This window comes from Methanolobus sp. WCC1 (genome assembly GCF_045690315.1).
Taxonomy (GTDB): domain Archaea; phylum Halobacteriota; class Methanosarcinia; order Methanosarcinales; family Methanosarcinaceae; genus Methanolobus; species Methanolobus tindarius.
Genome location: NZ_CP146979.1, coordinates 1,363,689 through 1,378,683 on the forward strand (window position 1 = coordinate 1,363,689; position 14,995 = coordinate 1,378,683).

Here is a 14,995-nt window from a genome sequence, read left to right on the forward strand (position 1 = left end):
ATCTCTTTTTTTAGTTATTGGTAAATCATGAAAACGGATGTAAGATCTGCAATTGCACAGGCTTATCTAACAGTTTGTGGAATAATTACAACTCTAATTGTTATCTTCTTTATTGGATTTGTTTTTTACACTGCTTTTCCTGTGCTACAAAGTCAGGGTGTAATTAATTTCATAATAGGTGATGTCTGGAACTATTCTCGCAGTATTTATGGTATAAGGCTCTTTATTATTGGTACTCTGTCACTTACGATTGTAACTTTAATACTTGCTATCCCTCTGGGGATTTTCACGGCAATTTTTCTTGCGGAGTTTGCACCTAAAAAAATTGCACCTATGATTCGAACCATGGTCGAATTACTTGTAGGTATACCTTCGGTAGTCTACGGTATATTTGGTTTTGTCATCCTGAGTAGGTTTATGGTGGATCACCTAAAACCTTTTATTAGCAGTAATTTCGGATTCATTCCAATATTCAGTGATCCGAATCCTAATTTGGGTGATGGTGTTCTGCTGGCTTCCATGGTTCTTGCAGTAATGATCTTGCCTACAATTGTTGCATTGTCTGAAAATGCCATTAGGTCCGTGCCTTTTGCATACAAGGAAGCCTCATTTGCAATTGGTGCCACTCACTGGGAAACTGTCAGGAAGGTCGTGCTCCCTTCTGCATCAGGGGGGATAATGGCATCCATAGTACTCGGGACAATGCGGGCTATGGGTGAGACGATGGCAGTCGTAATGCTTCTTGGAAATAGTGTCAGTGTCCCTACAACAATTTTCAGTGTCAGTTATGCCATGACCTCAAAAATATTGAATGATGCAGGTGAAAAAATGGCAAATCCAGAACATATGAGTGCTCTTTTTGCAATAGCTGCGGTGCTCTTTGCAATTGAGATCCTGTTCATTCTTGCTGCAAGAAAATTGGAGAGTAAAATATGAATTCCAGACAGATAAAGGAACTTTTCTTCAAATTTATTTGTTATCTTGCCGGAGCTAGTACGGTACTAATATTATTTATTATTTTGAGTCAGATTTTTATGCGAGGTTTGCCTAGCTTGAGTCTTTACTTCTTGACTACTCCCGAATCTGTTGCAAAAGGTCTTGGTGGCGGAATTGGAAATGCGGTTGCTGGGACTATTTTATTGTCATTAGTTTCAACCATTCTTGCAACTCCTCTCGCAGTTGGAACGGCAGTTTATCTAAAAAGATATGCAAAACAGGGAAAACTCGTGAAAACTCTTACCTTTATGATAGATGTACTTTCGGGCACTCCTTCTATAGTTCTTGGCATATTTGCCCTGATGTTTATTGTAATACAAATGAGATATATAACCGGAGGTTACTCCTTGATTGCAGGCAGTATAGCTCTTGCAATATTGATTTTACCAGTTATTGAAAGATCAACTGAAGAAGCGATAAACACAGTTCCTCGCGAAATTGAAGAAGCAAGCTATGCTCTTGGAGCAAATAAGTGGGATACTACTAGATTAATTACAATACCTTATGCAACCACTGGAATTATTACTGGTGTTGTTTTAGGAATAGGAAGGGCAGCAGAAGAATCAGCAGTTGTTATTCTCTCAGCCGGTTATTCACAGTTCATGCCAGAACTCAAGATTCTTCCAGATGAAAAGTATATATTTGGATTGAAGATTTTTCCCCTTCAACATCCAGTGGGGTCGCTTCCACTTACTATTTACAAATCATTTCATTCGCCCCATTTGATTCCTGTTTCAGAAGGATTTGCAGCAGCATTTGTAATCATAGTGATTGTTTTTTTAATTAATCTCACTGCTAAGTTAATTCTCTGGAGGCGCAGAATTGGCTAAACTTCAACTGCGCTCTAGATTCACCAAAAAAAAGTCATCTGAGGCAGTTGAAACAGCAGATGACAGGGCATCAGTATCTGGTGCTGGATACGTGTCAGACTTGCCATTTGAAACAATCGAATCCGCAGAAGAGGAGGAGTTTTCCGGCAATGGTCACATAAGCGAAGAGGAAATAATTTCGGTCTCAGACGAACCTGAAATCATAGATAATCAGGAAATATCTGAGGATTTTTCCCTAAATACTGAAGACGATATTAGTGATATCTCTTTGAAACCAGAACCTGATATTATTGTTGAGGAATCAGAAGTCTCAGATCCAGATGAAAATACAGAAAAAAAGAAAAAATTTGGTTTTAAGATTGGTAAAAAGCCAAAGAAATCTTCCAAAAAAAGTGATTCAGTAGCTTCAATAGAAGAGCCTGAAGTACAAAGCTCAAAACCTGTAAAAAAGAAATCAAAATTCAATCTAGATCTGAACCTGAATTTCGGTAAAAAAAAGAAAAACCTTCCAGAAACCGAAGATAACGATGATATCGAATCTGGAGAACTACAGGAACAAGATCCAAATGATGACTCTTCTGTTTCATCACTTGTTAAAAAGATAGAGCAGATAATATCTCCGAAACCGGAAATTATCGAAGAGATGGAATTCATCGTTGGTGAAATCACAATTCCTGCACCGGGAGTTCCACAAAAGGAAGTTAACATCACCTATGAGGTTACTTCCGGGTTCCAGTATGTTCATATTGAATTTACCGGGGAGTCTCTTCAGTATCAGTGCCTTGAACCTCCGCTCAGTGAATCTGAAAAAGAGGCAATGTTCATTGTGCAGAATGCTTTTGATAAAATGGCACACTCTGAGATTCTTCTCGTTGAGGAAGAAGATCGTGTCGAGGCTCTCAGGGATAGGTTTGATCTTATAGTTGACATCTACCGTCTGAAACTTACCGAAACCCAGAAAGACAAATTCTTCTATTACCTTCACAAAAAATACATGGGCTTTGACAGGATGGACCTTTTGATGAAGGATCCGTATATTGAAGATATTACCTGTAACGGTCCTTTTACTCCACTTTATGTCAACCACAGGGTTTACGGTTCTGTTGCAACGGATGTAATCTATGAAGAAATCGAACTCAACAATTTTGTCATGAGGATGGCACAGGCAGCAGGCAGGCATATTTCCGTACTGGAGCCTATCAGGGATGCAACACTAGTAGATGGAAGTCGTGCAAATCTGACACTTGGAAAAGAGGTCACTAAAAGAGGTTCCACATTCACAATCAGGCGTTTCAGATCCAATCCGGTTTCATGCATTGACCTGATGAATTACAAGACCTATGATTCTACAGTTCTCGCTTATTTCTGGCTCATGGTGGAATACAAACGTTCTGTGCTTGCAGCCGGAGGAACAGCTTCAGGAAAGACAACTACCCTGAACGCTCTTGGTGCTTTCATTCCACCGGAATATAAGATTGTATCCATTGAAGATACTGCGGAAATGAACCTCATGCATCCAAACTGGACTCAGTCTATCACAAGAGCAGGTTTTGGAGGCAGTAGCGAAGGTGGAAAATCCGCAGGTGATATCGAACTTTTCGACCTGCTTAAAGCTGCTTTGAGACAAAGACCAGAATACATAGTGGTTGGTGAGGTCCGTGGTGCTGAAGCCGGTACACTTTTCCAGGCAATTTCCGTAGGTCACCCATGTATGGGGACAATACACGCAGGTTCTATACAGGAATTACTTTCCAGGGTTGAATCAGAACCAATGAACGTGCCAAGGAACCTTTTTGCCAGTGTTGATATGGTAATTTTTAATTCCATGATCAAAGTTGGTGAACATTTCCTCAGACGTGCTCTGAGAATTGTAGAAATAGTGGAACTTGATCCTGAACGTGGCGACCTCATCACAAATCCTGTATTTAAATGGAATCCCATCACGGATGAGTATGAGTACAGTGGCAGCAGTGCAATGTTTGATGACATCAATGATGAATTTGGTATCGATCAGTATGAACTGGTAAGGGAAATGGATCTCAGGGCAAGATATCTGGAAGGGCTTGCACGTGATGGAATTACTGATTATGAGGATGTGGCCAGAGCCATCAGAAGGTATTCACGAGAAAAAGATGAATTGCTGGAGATGACTCACTAAATGGTCAAGACCCAGGATGTCGATGTCCATCAGGCTTTCAATGATGGAAGTACTAACAAGTATATTGAAAAATATAAGATGTTCTGTTATGTCTTTGGTAAACACATAGACAAAAAACCACAGGATGACATCGCTAAGTCACTCTATCAGGCAGACATGGTGCTTACTCCGGGAATGTTCATGTCTCTGGCATTGGTTACCGCAGGTCTGGCTTCAGGAATAGTGTTTTTATTATCAGTTTTACTTTTTACAAAATCATCATCTCCACTTGTCTACATATCTGTACTTACCTTCCTGACATTCGGACTAACCGTAAGCGGTTTTCCGTTCATGTTATACAACAAAGTTTCCAACAAGAACATGAATATTGAGCAGGAACTGCCTTTCACTCTCGGGTACATGACCATTCTTGCAAGTTCGGGTTCTTCACCTATGGATGTTATCAGGAAAGTTGCAATCGAGGACTATGGTGACGTTTCAGTTGAATTTGGTAAAGTAATGTATCGTGTGGATGTTCTTGGTGAAGATGGTGTAAGTGCCATGAATCACCTCATACGCAACACATCATCTGAATCCCTAAGGGCAATATGCATTGATCTTGCCAATGCCATGCAGTCCGGTGGTGGCCTTCGAACTTATCTTGAAATGAAATCCAGGGAACTCATGGACATGAGGAGAAAAATGCAGCAGGAGTTCGTGGATTCTCTTGGAGTTTACGGTGAAGGTTATCTGAGTGGAGTAGTTATGAGTGTTGTACTTGTAGTCCTGATGATCGTGGTTACAAGTGCTCTTGGAATTGATCTTGGTCCATTTACGGCCAAACAGATGTTCCAGTTCTTCGTTTACTTCATGTTACCTTTCATAAACATCGTTTTCCTGATTTTATTATGGATGAAATATTCAAGGAGCACTCTATGAATATTGAAAAATATCGTCTGACAGCAGAGCGTTATCATCAAATGCTGACTATACGTTATGATATCAAGCGTGAATATCTCACATTAGGTATCCCTGTCTTTATTGCATTAATGATCGTGGTCATGGCTTTAATTACCGGTCATTCCTTTGTAACTGATGAAGCTGCAGCTGGCGGTGCAGCAGTTAGTGACGAAGCTGCTGCTAAACAAGCTGCATATGAGCAACTTGTAGCTGAAATGGAGGCTGCAGAAGCTGCAGAAAGAGGTGAGGTTGTAGCCACCGAAGAGGAAGAGGTAGAACCAGAAACTGAAGAGGATAAACCAAAAGATGATTTGGATCATATTATGGTGTTTGCAATACTTGTGGCTATTATTCCATATTCTATAGATTCATTCATAGAAAAAAGAAATCTTCAAAAAAGAGAAGTCGCTTTCAGTGAGTTTCTGTATAAACTATCCGAACTGATGCGTGGCGGTATAGATCCTGTCAAGGGTTTTATCAATCTCTCCAAGACTAATCTTGGAGCAATCAGCACTCATGCACAGGATGCTGCATCTTCAATGGTGCTTGGAAAATCCTTTGAGGAATCTATGCACAGAATGTCAGATTCAATGAAAAGCCGTCTTGTTTCCAGATATATTGACGTCGTCGTTCAGGCTGCTTATACTGGTGGTAATGTGGCTGACCTGTTATTCCGGACCTCAGAGGACATGAGATCAGTGATTGCTATCCAGCGAGAAAAGGAAGCAAATTTGAAGCAGTATATTGTAATTTTCTACCTTGCTCAGGGTATTATCGTAATGTTGACATATATTCTCTCAACATCCCTGTTACCTCTTATTCAGGGTGTTGGAATGGAAATGCTTGGTGGTGCAGGTCTTTCGGATATTGACTTTGAGCGTGGTTTTTTCCATATGATTATACTTAATGCTCTCTTTGGTGGACTTATAGTCGGACAGATTACAGAAGGTGAGATCAAGCATGGATTCAAACATTCAGCTATATTGATAGCCTTGAGCTATGTTGCATGTGTTACATTGCTTCTTCCGGCAGGTGTGGGTAGCACATACATGGTTACTGTAGTTTCAGGCGATGCACAGGAAGTTATGGGTGGTATTCCCTTACAGCAGCCAATTATATTCAATATAACTGATGTAGATGGAAATCCTGCTGCAGGTACGTTTGTCAAAATGACAATAACACCCACTGGAGTGATCACAAGTTCTATGACTGAGGATGACGGAACAGTAACTGTGTCCCCGGTTCCGGGTTCAACTGCAGGTACGTATGTTGTAACTGCAACAGCTGGTGAATCTCAAGGTACAGCAACAATAATTGTGAATGAAGGAGGAGACTAATCTCCTTTTTTTTGTTCCAAAAAAGTATCATTTTGGATAAGTAGAAATCCAACCATTAAAACTTAAAGGCAACAACAAATCGATTCATTGAAGGCATGAATAACTGGATTCATCCCGAAGGGTCCGGCGAAGCCGGCGTTTTCCAATCATAATACACAAATAATTTCGACGTACTCTGGAATACTTTCGTCTCAGATTTATGTAATACTCTAAATAAATACGACAATATTTGAATGAATCTTATATGTGATGGGAAAGGAATGTGCCGCCTTCGGCGGATGGCTGCTTTGTTTTTTGATTGCCAGTTGTTTTTGTGGAAATAAAATAACAAAAAATATCTTTAATCAACCAACTCTTTCTCTCATATCCATGGTGATTCCCTGGCTGGTCACATTGTATGCAATCATTTTATTCAGGGGAATGCTGCCTTTCATTTTTGGAATGTTGATGTATCTGTTGATTTTGCCAGCTATATATTCGGTTCTGAACTGGATGACACCGTCGACCATGGAGCGGATTATCTTCTCGGCTCTTTCCGGAAGTATGCCCATGTCTGCTGAAAGCAGGAATGTGATGTTTTCTTTTCGGCTGATGCTGATTAATGCTTCAATGGTTTCGGATATGACTTCTGTATCTTCATGAACAAACAGTGCGGCGAACATATCAATGATGCACACGTCGGCTTCACTTATGTTATGCAATAGTGACCCATTATTCTCCCCGTGGAGCCTGCTGTAAAGCCTGTGACGCTTATAACACATATCCAGAAGGGCAATATGGTCTGAAAAGTTGCCTATGGCTGTTAGAAGCTCAGGTTTTGTAATAGAATCGAACTTGTTCATTTCTTCTTTCAGGTCGTTTTCTGAGTTTCTGGTAGATATATAGAATACCTTCTTTCCGCTTCTTAGAGCATCAGAAGTAATTTTACGGAAAAAAACACTTTTAACATCTCCGATGTCTTCTTCTACTAATAGTACCACATTGGAAGGTACGTTTTTTAAACCAAAGCTAGTCAGCACCATCAAAACCCTAAAAGTAATCATTGCTTAAATGGTTTTGGAAGAAAATGCCAAAAACTATAGACTATAGGGTTCTATATATATTACAGAAACAAAGTATATAATCGGTAATACACTTCTCATCACAGATGGCTGGCAACGATATGAAAGCGTTTTTTAATGATAACCGCGGTGTTACTGTCGTATTTGGCACTCTGCTATTGATACTGATTACTATTATCGCTGCTTCAAGTGTTGCCTACATGATATCCACTACCCAGAAGCAGGCTATGGATCTTGAAAGCCATCAGAATTCAGTTGAGAACGAAAACCTCAAAATAGTTTCCATTGATCCACAGGGTAACGGTTCTAAATGGGAATCGATTGATCTGAAAATACTCAATCTCAATATTGAGGATTCCTACATATCGGCAATCCGCATCAATGACGGATATTTCCTTTATTTCCGGGCTTATGATGATTATTCATCTGAAAATTTTGATACTTATAATGGATATCCGGCGGTTTACAATGCAAATCACAGATTGAAAATACCTGCAACTAAAAGTAAAACCGTTCATCTTAATTTTTCAGACATAGATGTTCAGGGAATTGAAACAATTGATACTGCAGCATGGACTAATAATAGCATAGATTTTACATATTCTCTTAAAAAACATCCATGGGATGCGTTTGGAGAATATCCATTCACTTATAATCTGACCTATGAAAACGGAACAAATTGTATCGAAAATGGCAACATTACATTGAGCAATGAAACTCGTCAGATAACATTTCTGGGAAATAATTCAGGTGGAACTCTAATTAACACATCAAATTATAATCTCGAATATTCATTGAATTTCATATCGTATCCGGGCTCATCACCTTCTAAAGAGGATCCGGTTAGGGTCGAAATTATCACTTCATACATTAATGTTTTCAGGGAAGTTTTCTCTCCGCCAATGCCGGTGGCAGCAGTACAATTCAAAGTTGAGTATCTGCAAAATGGAAATGGAACCCAGAGTCCCAATAGCTACCTTATATTGGATGCTTCCGATTCCACAGATATTGACGGTTTCATCACCAGCTATAAATGGGCCATCTGGAAGGATTCAGGTAATGGGACAACAACTCTCTATGATTATGACCTTCAGGGAATGGTTGTAAGGCCTACTGGAATTGACCCATATAACGATCATAACGTAACCATCGATCTACTGATAACAGACGATGACGGCATGACCTCCAGACTAAGTCAGGTATCTGGTAACCTGACAATTCTTTAAAATCATATAAAGGAAGGATTCACATAGCAGACAAAAGAAAGATCCAGTTAACAGGTGGCTCTACTTATATTGTTTCTCTTCCCATTGAGTGGGTAAGGGAAGGTGGGCTTACTGCAGGCGATACAGTGCTTCTCACCGTAAGACCTGACAGGTCACTGCTTATAAACTCTGATCAGAGTAAAATGAAAAAGAATGTCCGCTCAAAGGTGGATATGACTGCATCTGAGGATCAGGAAGAGAATTTCAGGTTACTAGTTGCTAACTATCTTGTAGGTTATGACATTATCAGGATACTTTCTCCAGGTGGATTTTCTGCTGCTGAACGCAAGTATCTGAAAGAATCTGCACGCAGACGTCTTATTGGTATTGAAATCGTAGAGGAAACCAGAACAGAGATAATACTCCAGAACCTGCTGAATTTCCAGGATATTTCCCTTGAAAAGTCTCTTCAGAGCATGTTCCGCATTATTTATTCCATGATGGAGGACTCCGTTGTGGCATTAAAGGAAGCGGATATGGAACTTGCAAAAGACATTATCCAGAGGGACAATGATGTTGATAAGTTCTATCTTTTAAGTGTAAGACAGATAAAAGCGGCACTTGATGATTCAACACTTGCAGGTAAGATTGGTATTAAGGATTCCAAGGACTGTCTGGGTTACCGTCTTATCATTAAACTCATGGAACGCATCGGTGATCATGTGCAGGGAATTTCCCATAGTGTTATCCAGATGGACGGTGAAAAAGGGATTCATGATGAGATTATAGAAATGGGTCTGCTTTCCCAGAAATTGTTCCAGGACTCTTTTAATGCGGTAATGAGCATTGACACTGACCTTGCAAATCATGTTATGAGAACTTCCAAGATGTCAATTGCTCTTGGAAACAAGATTATACAAAAGTCTGAGCACAGTGAAAAAGCATATTGTCTTTCAGGTGAGCGCCAGAGAAAAATAATAGAGAGTTTCCAGCGTATATCAGAATATAGTGCTGATATAGCTGAAATGGTTATCAATATGAAAGCTACCCATATTAAGCAGGCTGTATCAGAAAAGGCCCAGGCACTCGAACAGGCTTGATCTTACTGTAATTACCATTAGGTTATTGACCACAAGTACAAGTCCGAAAATGCTTACTCCTGTTCTTGACAGGTTCCATAATTTTCTGGCATAAGAATGAACTGATGCTTTTATAGAACAATAGTTCCAGTAAACTACTGCCAGTATCAGCATTTTTACAACCAGCAAAGACCATAGTCCGTGGCTTGCCATAATTCCTGAAAGAATCCCGTTTTCTTCAAATCCGTATCCATTGCTAAGCGCATGGAATGTTGTCAGGAAATCCCCGATTATGTAAAGCAGGATAATGTACCTGGCTTCGTATAAGAATTCATATATCGCTTCTGTGTTGAACAATCCTTTACTGTGTGAGTTGATATTATTAGGAAGCATATTTTCTTAGAAGCTTGCTCATATATATTGGTGGAATGTAGTTATTGCAGGAACTTATGTTCATATATTTCTTAAATTCGAATAAATAAAATTAAAATATATATTTAAATTTCAAATTATATGTATCTATATAATCTTTGAACATGAAATTTTAGCTTATTTTGGCTAAAATCCTAAAAACCGTAAATTAAGAATTAATGGAAAATAAAAGATACAAAAACAAAAAAGAAAGGTAAAATAAAAAAGAAAGAAAAAGGTTGCATATCAGAGATTCAGTTTGCTCATCCTTTCAACTGCTTCATTGATTCTTTCAACGGAGCGTGTAAGTGCAAACCTGATATAACCTTCACCATATGTTCCAAAGCCAACTCCCGGGGTTGCTACAATACCCGCTTCCTCAAGAAGCAGTTTTGCAAATCCCATTGAATCATAGCCTTCAGGAACAGGTGCCCATACGTAAAATGTTGCTTTTGGGGCTTTGACATCAAGACCTATTTCGTTTAATCCTTTGAGCAGAGCATCTCTTCTTTCCTCATACATGGTGTTCATGTCAGCAACACACTGCTGTGAACTGGAAAGTGCAGTGATACCTGCCATCTGGATAGCATCGAAAGCTCCGGAATCAACGTTTGACTTTACCTTACCTACACCGGCAATTATGTCTTTGTTGCCTACAGCAAATGCAAGTCTCCATCCTGTCATGTTGTAGGTCTTTGATAGTGAGTAAAGTTCGATTCCAACATCCATTGCACCGTCAACACTCAGGAAGCTTGGTGCCTGGTAGCCGTCGTAGGTCATTTCTGAGTATGCGTTGTCGTGGATTACAACAATGTCGTTGTCCTTTGCAAACTGAACAACCTCTTCAAAGAACTTTTTGTCAGCGATGGCTGATGTCGGGTTGTTAGGATAATTCAGGAACATTAACTTTGCTTTTTCAAGTTTGTCCTTTGGTATTGCATCAAAGTCAGGAAGAAAATTATTCTCTTCCAGCAGAGGCATGATACAAGGCTCTCCACCTGCAAACTGTGTCCCTATCTTATATACAGGATATGCAGGATCCGGGCAAAGTGCTACATCTCCCGGATTAATGAATGCCAGAGGAATATGTGCCACTCCTTCTTTTGAGCCTATCATTGTAAGTACTTCTGAAGCAGGGTCAAGTTCAAGTCCTCTTGCTTCTTTACACCAGTCTGCTGCTGCTTTTCTGAAGCTCATCATACCTGTATATGATGGGTATGTGTGTGTTTCCGGCATGCGCACAGCTTCACACATGGAATCTACGATATGATCAGGTGTCGGCTGGTCAGGGTCACCAACTCCAAGATCTATTACGTCTACTCCCTTAGCTTTTATTGCTGCTTTAGCTTCGTCTATTGTGGCAAATAAGTATGGGGGCAATGAGTTAATCCTGTCAGAATACATTTGTTCACCTATAAATTCAAAATATTTTAGCCTAATGGCATCTTAGGCACCTCATCTATGATTCGCATCTATTTAATATGATGGTATAAGGCAGAACCTTTCCTTATTTTTGCCAGATCCTGCACACAACAAAATCTATTAATAACAAAAATATATATTATAATTATATATTACTCAAACATTCACGTGGTGCGGACAATTAGCGATGATGAAAAACTGTGCACTCTGGAAAAAAGAGAACGAGAGCTGGAATGTATTTACAGTATCTCTGACCTCTTTGATCTTCATGTGCCTATTGAATCTCTGTTAAAAGGAATTCTCCAAAGATTACCGTCTGCTTTTTTGTATCCTGAATTTGCAGAAGCCTGTGCAATTCTGGACGGTAATGAATACCATACCGAAGGTTATGAAAAACATCGGGATTCATTGTCCAGTGAAATATTAGTCCATGGGGCTAAAGCCGGCGCTATCCGCGTTTCCTACAAAAAAGATCTTCCTTTTCAGGACATAGGTCCTTTTCTTCACAGTGAACAAAGATTACTGAATACTGTAACCTCACGTCTTTGCAAGGTTATTGAAAGGAAAAAAGTTGAAGCTGCTTTACTTGATTCCGAGAAAAGATACAGACTAATATTTGATGCATCACCACTGGGTATTTTTGTAGACCGTAGAGGAACTATAACTCACTGTAACAGGAGTTTTATGAATATTTTCCAGCTTCAGAAAACAGATGTTCTGGGTTCGGAAATATTTGATTTTGTCAATGATGATTCACTTAATAGATTACTGGCAGGTAATTCGCCAGATCTGCGCCCTTTCTATGAGAACGAATATTCTGCCACTATCTCAGGCAAAGAGAAATACCTGAGATCTTATTATGTGCCACTCAGGGGAAAAGAAAACAATATTGATGGTGGCATCTGCCTAATAGCAGACATTACAGCCAACAAGAATTTTGAAGAAGAACTGGAAAACCAGAAAGAACTTCTTACAAGCACTTTCAATGCACTTCAGGATCTTATCATTGTGATAGATCGTGATATGAATATTGTCACAAGTAACTGGAAAGGCGATATAATTGAACCTCAAAATCCTGAAAATCTTCATCCGCCTGTATGTGAATCCTTAGGGCCTACTTTAATGCCATGTGACCCATGTCCCATAAAGGAAGTGTTCTCAACAGGTTCAATGAACGAATTTGAACACACAGATCCCAGTGACCACAGGGTGCGGGATTTCAGGATATTTCCGGTCTATGATACTAAAGGTGACGTGATGATGGCTGTAAGCCATATTCGTGATATCACCGAGCGCAAGGAAACAGAGGATGCTCTTAAGAGATCAACAACTGAACTGGAACATGCTTATGAGGAATTGAAATCACTCGATAATCTTAAGGATGAGTTCCTTTCCAACCTGCGACATGAACTAAACACTCCACTTACATCCATTAAAGGGTTCAGCGAACTTCTTTATGATGGTACTCTCGGTGAATTGAATGAGGACCAGATGAAAGCCATTGAACGTGTGGTTGTAAAAACACGTAAATTGCAGAATCTCATTAATTCGCTGCTGTTTGTGAGTACCAACCAGAATGGTAATGTTAAATACAACTTTGAGCAGATTGATCTCGTTTCAGTATTAAACGGAGTATTGAATATTTCCACTGACTCTGTAAATGAAAAGAATCTGTCAATTATGACAGATTTAGCTTTTGATTCCTGTTTAATCGATGGCGACAGGACTTACCTTCCACAGGTATTTCACAATTTGATTGACAATGCCATAAAATTCACTCCTAAGGGTGGTGACATTACTATTTTTGCATCCGTTGAAGAAAACCAGGTTCATATTGTTATAGGTGACACCGGAATTGGTATTTCTGAAAATGATATTCCTGCCCTTTTTACAAAGTTCTATCAGATAGATAGTTCTTCAACCCGCAATTATGGCGGAAATGGTCTTGGACTTTACATCAGTAAAGTAATAGTAGAAAGTCACAATGGAAAAATATGGATAGAAAGTGAGGACGGGACAGGAACCGATGTTCACATATCCCTTCCAATAAAACAGGAAAATCAGTTCTCTGCTTCTTCAAGGTCAGCCTCATTATCTGCTGAAAGACCTGTGCTCTGATAATTCTCATTCTCCGGCAGTTCCAGATAGAAACTGTCACAACTGTCAATTTCAATTGTACCTGAGCTGATTGTATAATCAAGTATGTGTCCTCCGGCTGTCCTGTCTGTTGTAATGAAATGCAGGTGGTATCCCGGGACATTTATTCCGTTAACAAATTCAGGCATCCAATATCCTACAATTGTTCCTCCTGTATCATTAAACTCAAAAACTGACTGGTCCTTAGTTACATCAACAAGTTTTGGATATGGTTTTTCCTGGGCAGCTACACTGCGGGTTTTCATGTATGAGAAATTCCCAGTAACCTTAACAGCATACATAAGGTTCTGGCTAGGAAGCATATCTTCAATAAATGCTGCCAGTTCCTGGCTGTTCATTTCTGTTTTTATGCTGTCCTGGATGTCTGTCTCAAAGAAAGTAACTGCTGCAAATGGTGAAGTTTCAGTATCCTGAACTTCGTAAACGTTACCATCAGCTTTTACCTGATAGATAACCCCGTCAAGTTCCAGCATTTCCCCGTCAAGATTATCAAATGTACCCATGCCAAAATCACCATTCTCTTTAAGTTCTCCACAGGTTATTTCGCCGTCATAGACTCCTTCAAGGAGTGCATCGATAACTGAGAACTGGTAGATTGTATCTATCTGTGTTTCTGTGCCAGTGACCTCGTTTTCTCCGCTTTCGCCGTTGGAAGCCACATCTTCAGTCTGTTCATTTATGCACCCTGCTCCTAGAACGGACAATAAAGCCACAAATAAAAGAATGTAAAAGTTTATTTTTTTCATATTGATTCCTCTCAAACGGTAATCTGTAGTTAAATGAAGTAGCAGGCATCATACTGTTTGCCTGAAATTATTTATTGTAAAAAAGAAGATTCTGCAGGCAATTATGCTGCAGCAGTTTCTGTTATGATGTTTTCAAGGTTCAGAAGAATGAGTAATCTGTCTTCCATTTTACCGACACCCTTCAGGTATTCTGCATTGATTTTCTGTGTGATAATCTCAGGTGTCTGTTCAATATTGGAACCTTTAAGGCGGATAACTTCGCTTACGGAGTCAACAACAAGTCCTATTATAGTACCATTGATGTCAACAACCACGATTCTTGAGTCGTCTGTCATCTCTGTTTCATTCATACCAAAACGCCTGTCAAGATCCATAACAACTATGATCTTACCTCTCAGGTTAATAACACCTTTAACGTATTCAGGAGATCTTGGTATCCTTGTAATGTCAGGCATGCGGATAATTTCCTGTACCTGCATGATGTTGATGCCGAACTCTTCAACACCTAAGTTGAAAATAACAAGTTGATGAAGGTCATCGTCAATATTTTCAGTATAACTTTCAGTTACATTAGTCATTAATTCTCACCTCAGTGAAAACGGAAACGTATTAGCACAAATACATCCCGGATATAATTATTCCTAGCAATATTAT

Annotated in this window: 13 protein-coding genes; 8 read left to right on the forward strand and 5 right to left on the reverse strand. The window is 39.5% G+C overall.

Going from position 1 to position 14,995, the window contains the following annotated elements:
* The first annotated feature begins 27 nt into the window (after positions 1 to 27).
* The 5 genes from pstC to V7O61_RS06705 are packed head-to-tail and all read left to right on the forward strand — an operon-like array spanning position 28 to position 6,260.
* On the forward strand, positions 28 to 936 hold the full coding sequence (gene pstC, locus V7O61_RS06685; RefSeq protein WP_407282343.1) for a phosphate ABC transporter permease subunit PstC: 909 nt from the start codon (positions 28 to 30) through the stop codon (positions 934 to 936).
* A complete protein-coding gene (gene pstA / locus V7O61_RS06690; RefSeq protein ID WP_407282342.1) occupies positions 933 to 1,826 on the forward strand; it encodes a phosphate ABC transporter permease PstA in 894 nt (297 codons plus the stop codon). The genes pstC and pstA overlap by 4 nt, the downstream gene beginning before the upstream one ends.
* A complete protein-coding gene (locus V7O61_RS06695) occupies positions 1,819 to 3,984 on the forward strand; it encodes a type II/IV secretion system ATPase subunit (RefSeq protein WP_407282341.1) in 2,166 nt (721 codons plus the stop codon). Before pstA ends, V7O61_RS06695 begins: the two co-directional genes overlap by 8 nt.
* Positions 3,985 to 4,902, forward strand: a complete 918-nt coding sequence (locus tag V7O61_RS06700) for a type II secretion system F family protein (protein WP_023846395.1) — start codon at positions 3,985 to 3,987, stop codon at positions 4,900 to 4,902.
* Positions 4,899 to 6,260 carry a type II secretion system F family protein gene (locus tag V7O61_RS06705; protein ID WP_407282340.1) on the forward strand — a complete coding sequence of 454 codons (1,362 nt, stop codon included), beginning with the start codon at positions 4,899 to 4,901 and terminating at the stop codon, positions 6,258 to 6,260. Before V7O61_RS06700 ends, V7O61_RS06705 begins: the two co-directional genes overlap by 4 nt.
* A 344-nt stretch (positions 6,261 to 6,604) precedes the next feature.
* On the opposite strand, the gene V7O61_RS06710 is transcribed toward V7O61_RS06705, so the two are convergent.
* Complete coding sequence (locus tag V7O61_RS06710) at positions 6,605 to 7,282, reverse strand: RAD55 family ATPase (protein WP_023846397.1); 678 nt, start codon at positions 7,280 to 7,282, stop codon at positions 6,605 to 6,607.
* A gap of 125 nt (positions 7,283 to 7,407) precedes the next feature.
* On the opposite strand from V7O61_RS06710, the gene V7O61_RS06715 reads away from it, so the two are divergent.
* Together V7O61_RS06715 and V7O61_RS06720 are read left to right on the forward strand one after the other, a co-directional pair.
* Positions 7,408 to 8,547, forward strand: coding sequence for an archaellin/type IV pilin N-terminal domain-containing protein (locus V7O61_RS06715; RefSeq protein WP_023846398.1), 1,140 nt, complete (start codon positions 7,408 to 7,410; stop codon positions 8,545 to 8,547).
* An 83-nt stretch (positions 8,548 to 8,630) separates the two neighbouring features.
* Positions 8,631 to 9,626: a phosphate uptake regulator PhoU gene (locus V7O61_RS06720; protein WP_245596181.1), complete on the forward strand. Its 996-nt coding sequence runs from the start codon at positions 8,631 to 8,633 to the stop codon at positions 9,624 to 9,626.
* On the opposite strand, the gene V7O61_RS06725 is transcribed toward V7O61_RS06720, so the two are convergent.
* Both V7O61_RS06725 and V7O61_RS06730 read right to left on the reverse strand, forming a co-directional pair.
* Entirely contained in the window at positions 9,594 to 9,998 is a 405-nt protein-coding gene (locus V7O61_RS06725) for a DUF5658 family protein (RefSeq protein ID WP_023846400.1), read from the reverse strand. The genes V7O61_RS06720 and V7O61_RS06725 overlap by 33 nt on opposite strands.
* A 264-nt stretch (positions 9,999 to 10,262) precedes the next feature.
* The gene (locus tag V7O61_RS06730) at positions 10,263 to 11,420 is read right to left on the reverse strand and encodes an LL-diaminopimelate aminotransferase (protein WP_407282339.1); all 1,158 of its coding nucleotides are present in this window, start codon (positions 11,418 to 11,420) and stop codon (positions 10,263 to 10,265) included.
* A gap of 186 nt (positions 11,421 to 11,606) precedes the next feature.
* Here V7O61_RS06730 and V7O61_RS06735 point away from each other — a divergent pair, with 186 nt between their 5' ends.
* Positions 11,607 to 13,556, forward strand: a complete 1,950-nt coding sequence (locus V7O61_RS06735) for an ATP-binding protein (RefSeq protein WP_407282338.1) — start codon at positions 11,607 to 11,609, stop codon at positions 13,554 to 13,556.
* On the opposite strand, the gene budA is transcribed toward V7O61_RS06735, so the two are convergent.
* Both budA and V7O61_RS06745 read right to left on the reverse strand, forming a co-directional pair.
* Complete coding sequence (gene budA, locus V7O61_RS06740; RefSeq protein WP_407282337.1) at positions 13,499 to 14,341, reverse strand: acetolactate decarboxylase; 843 nt, start codon at positions 14,339 to 14,341, stop codon at positions 13,499 to 13,501. The two genes, V7O61_RS06735 and budA, sit on opposite strands and share 58 nt — an antisense overlap.
* A 101-nt stretch (positions 14,342 to 14,442) precedes the next feature.
* The gene (locus V7O61_RS06745; protein WP_023846404.1) at positions 14,443 to 14,919 is read right to left on the reverse strand and encodes a chemotaxis protein CheW; all 477 of its coding nucleotides are present in this window, start codon (positions 14,917 to 14,919) and stop codon (positions 14,443 to 14,445) included.
* Positions 14,920 to 14,995: the final 76 nt, after the last annotated feature.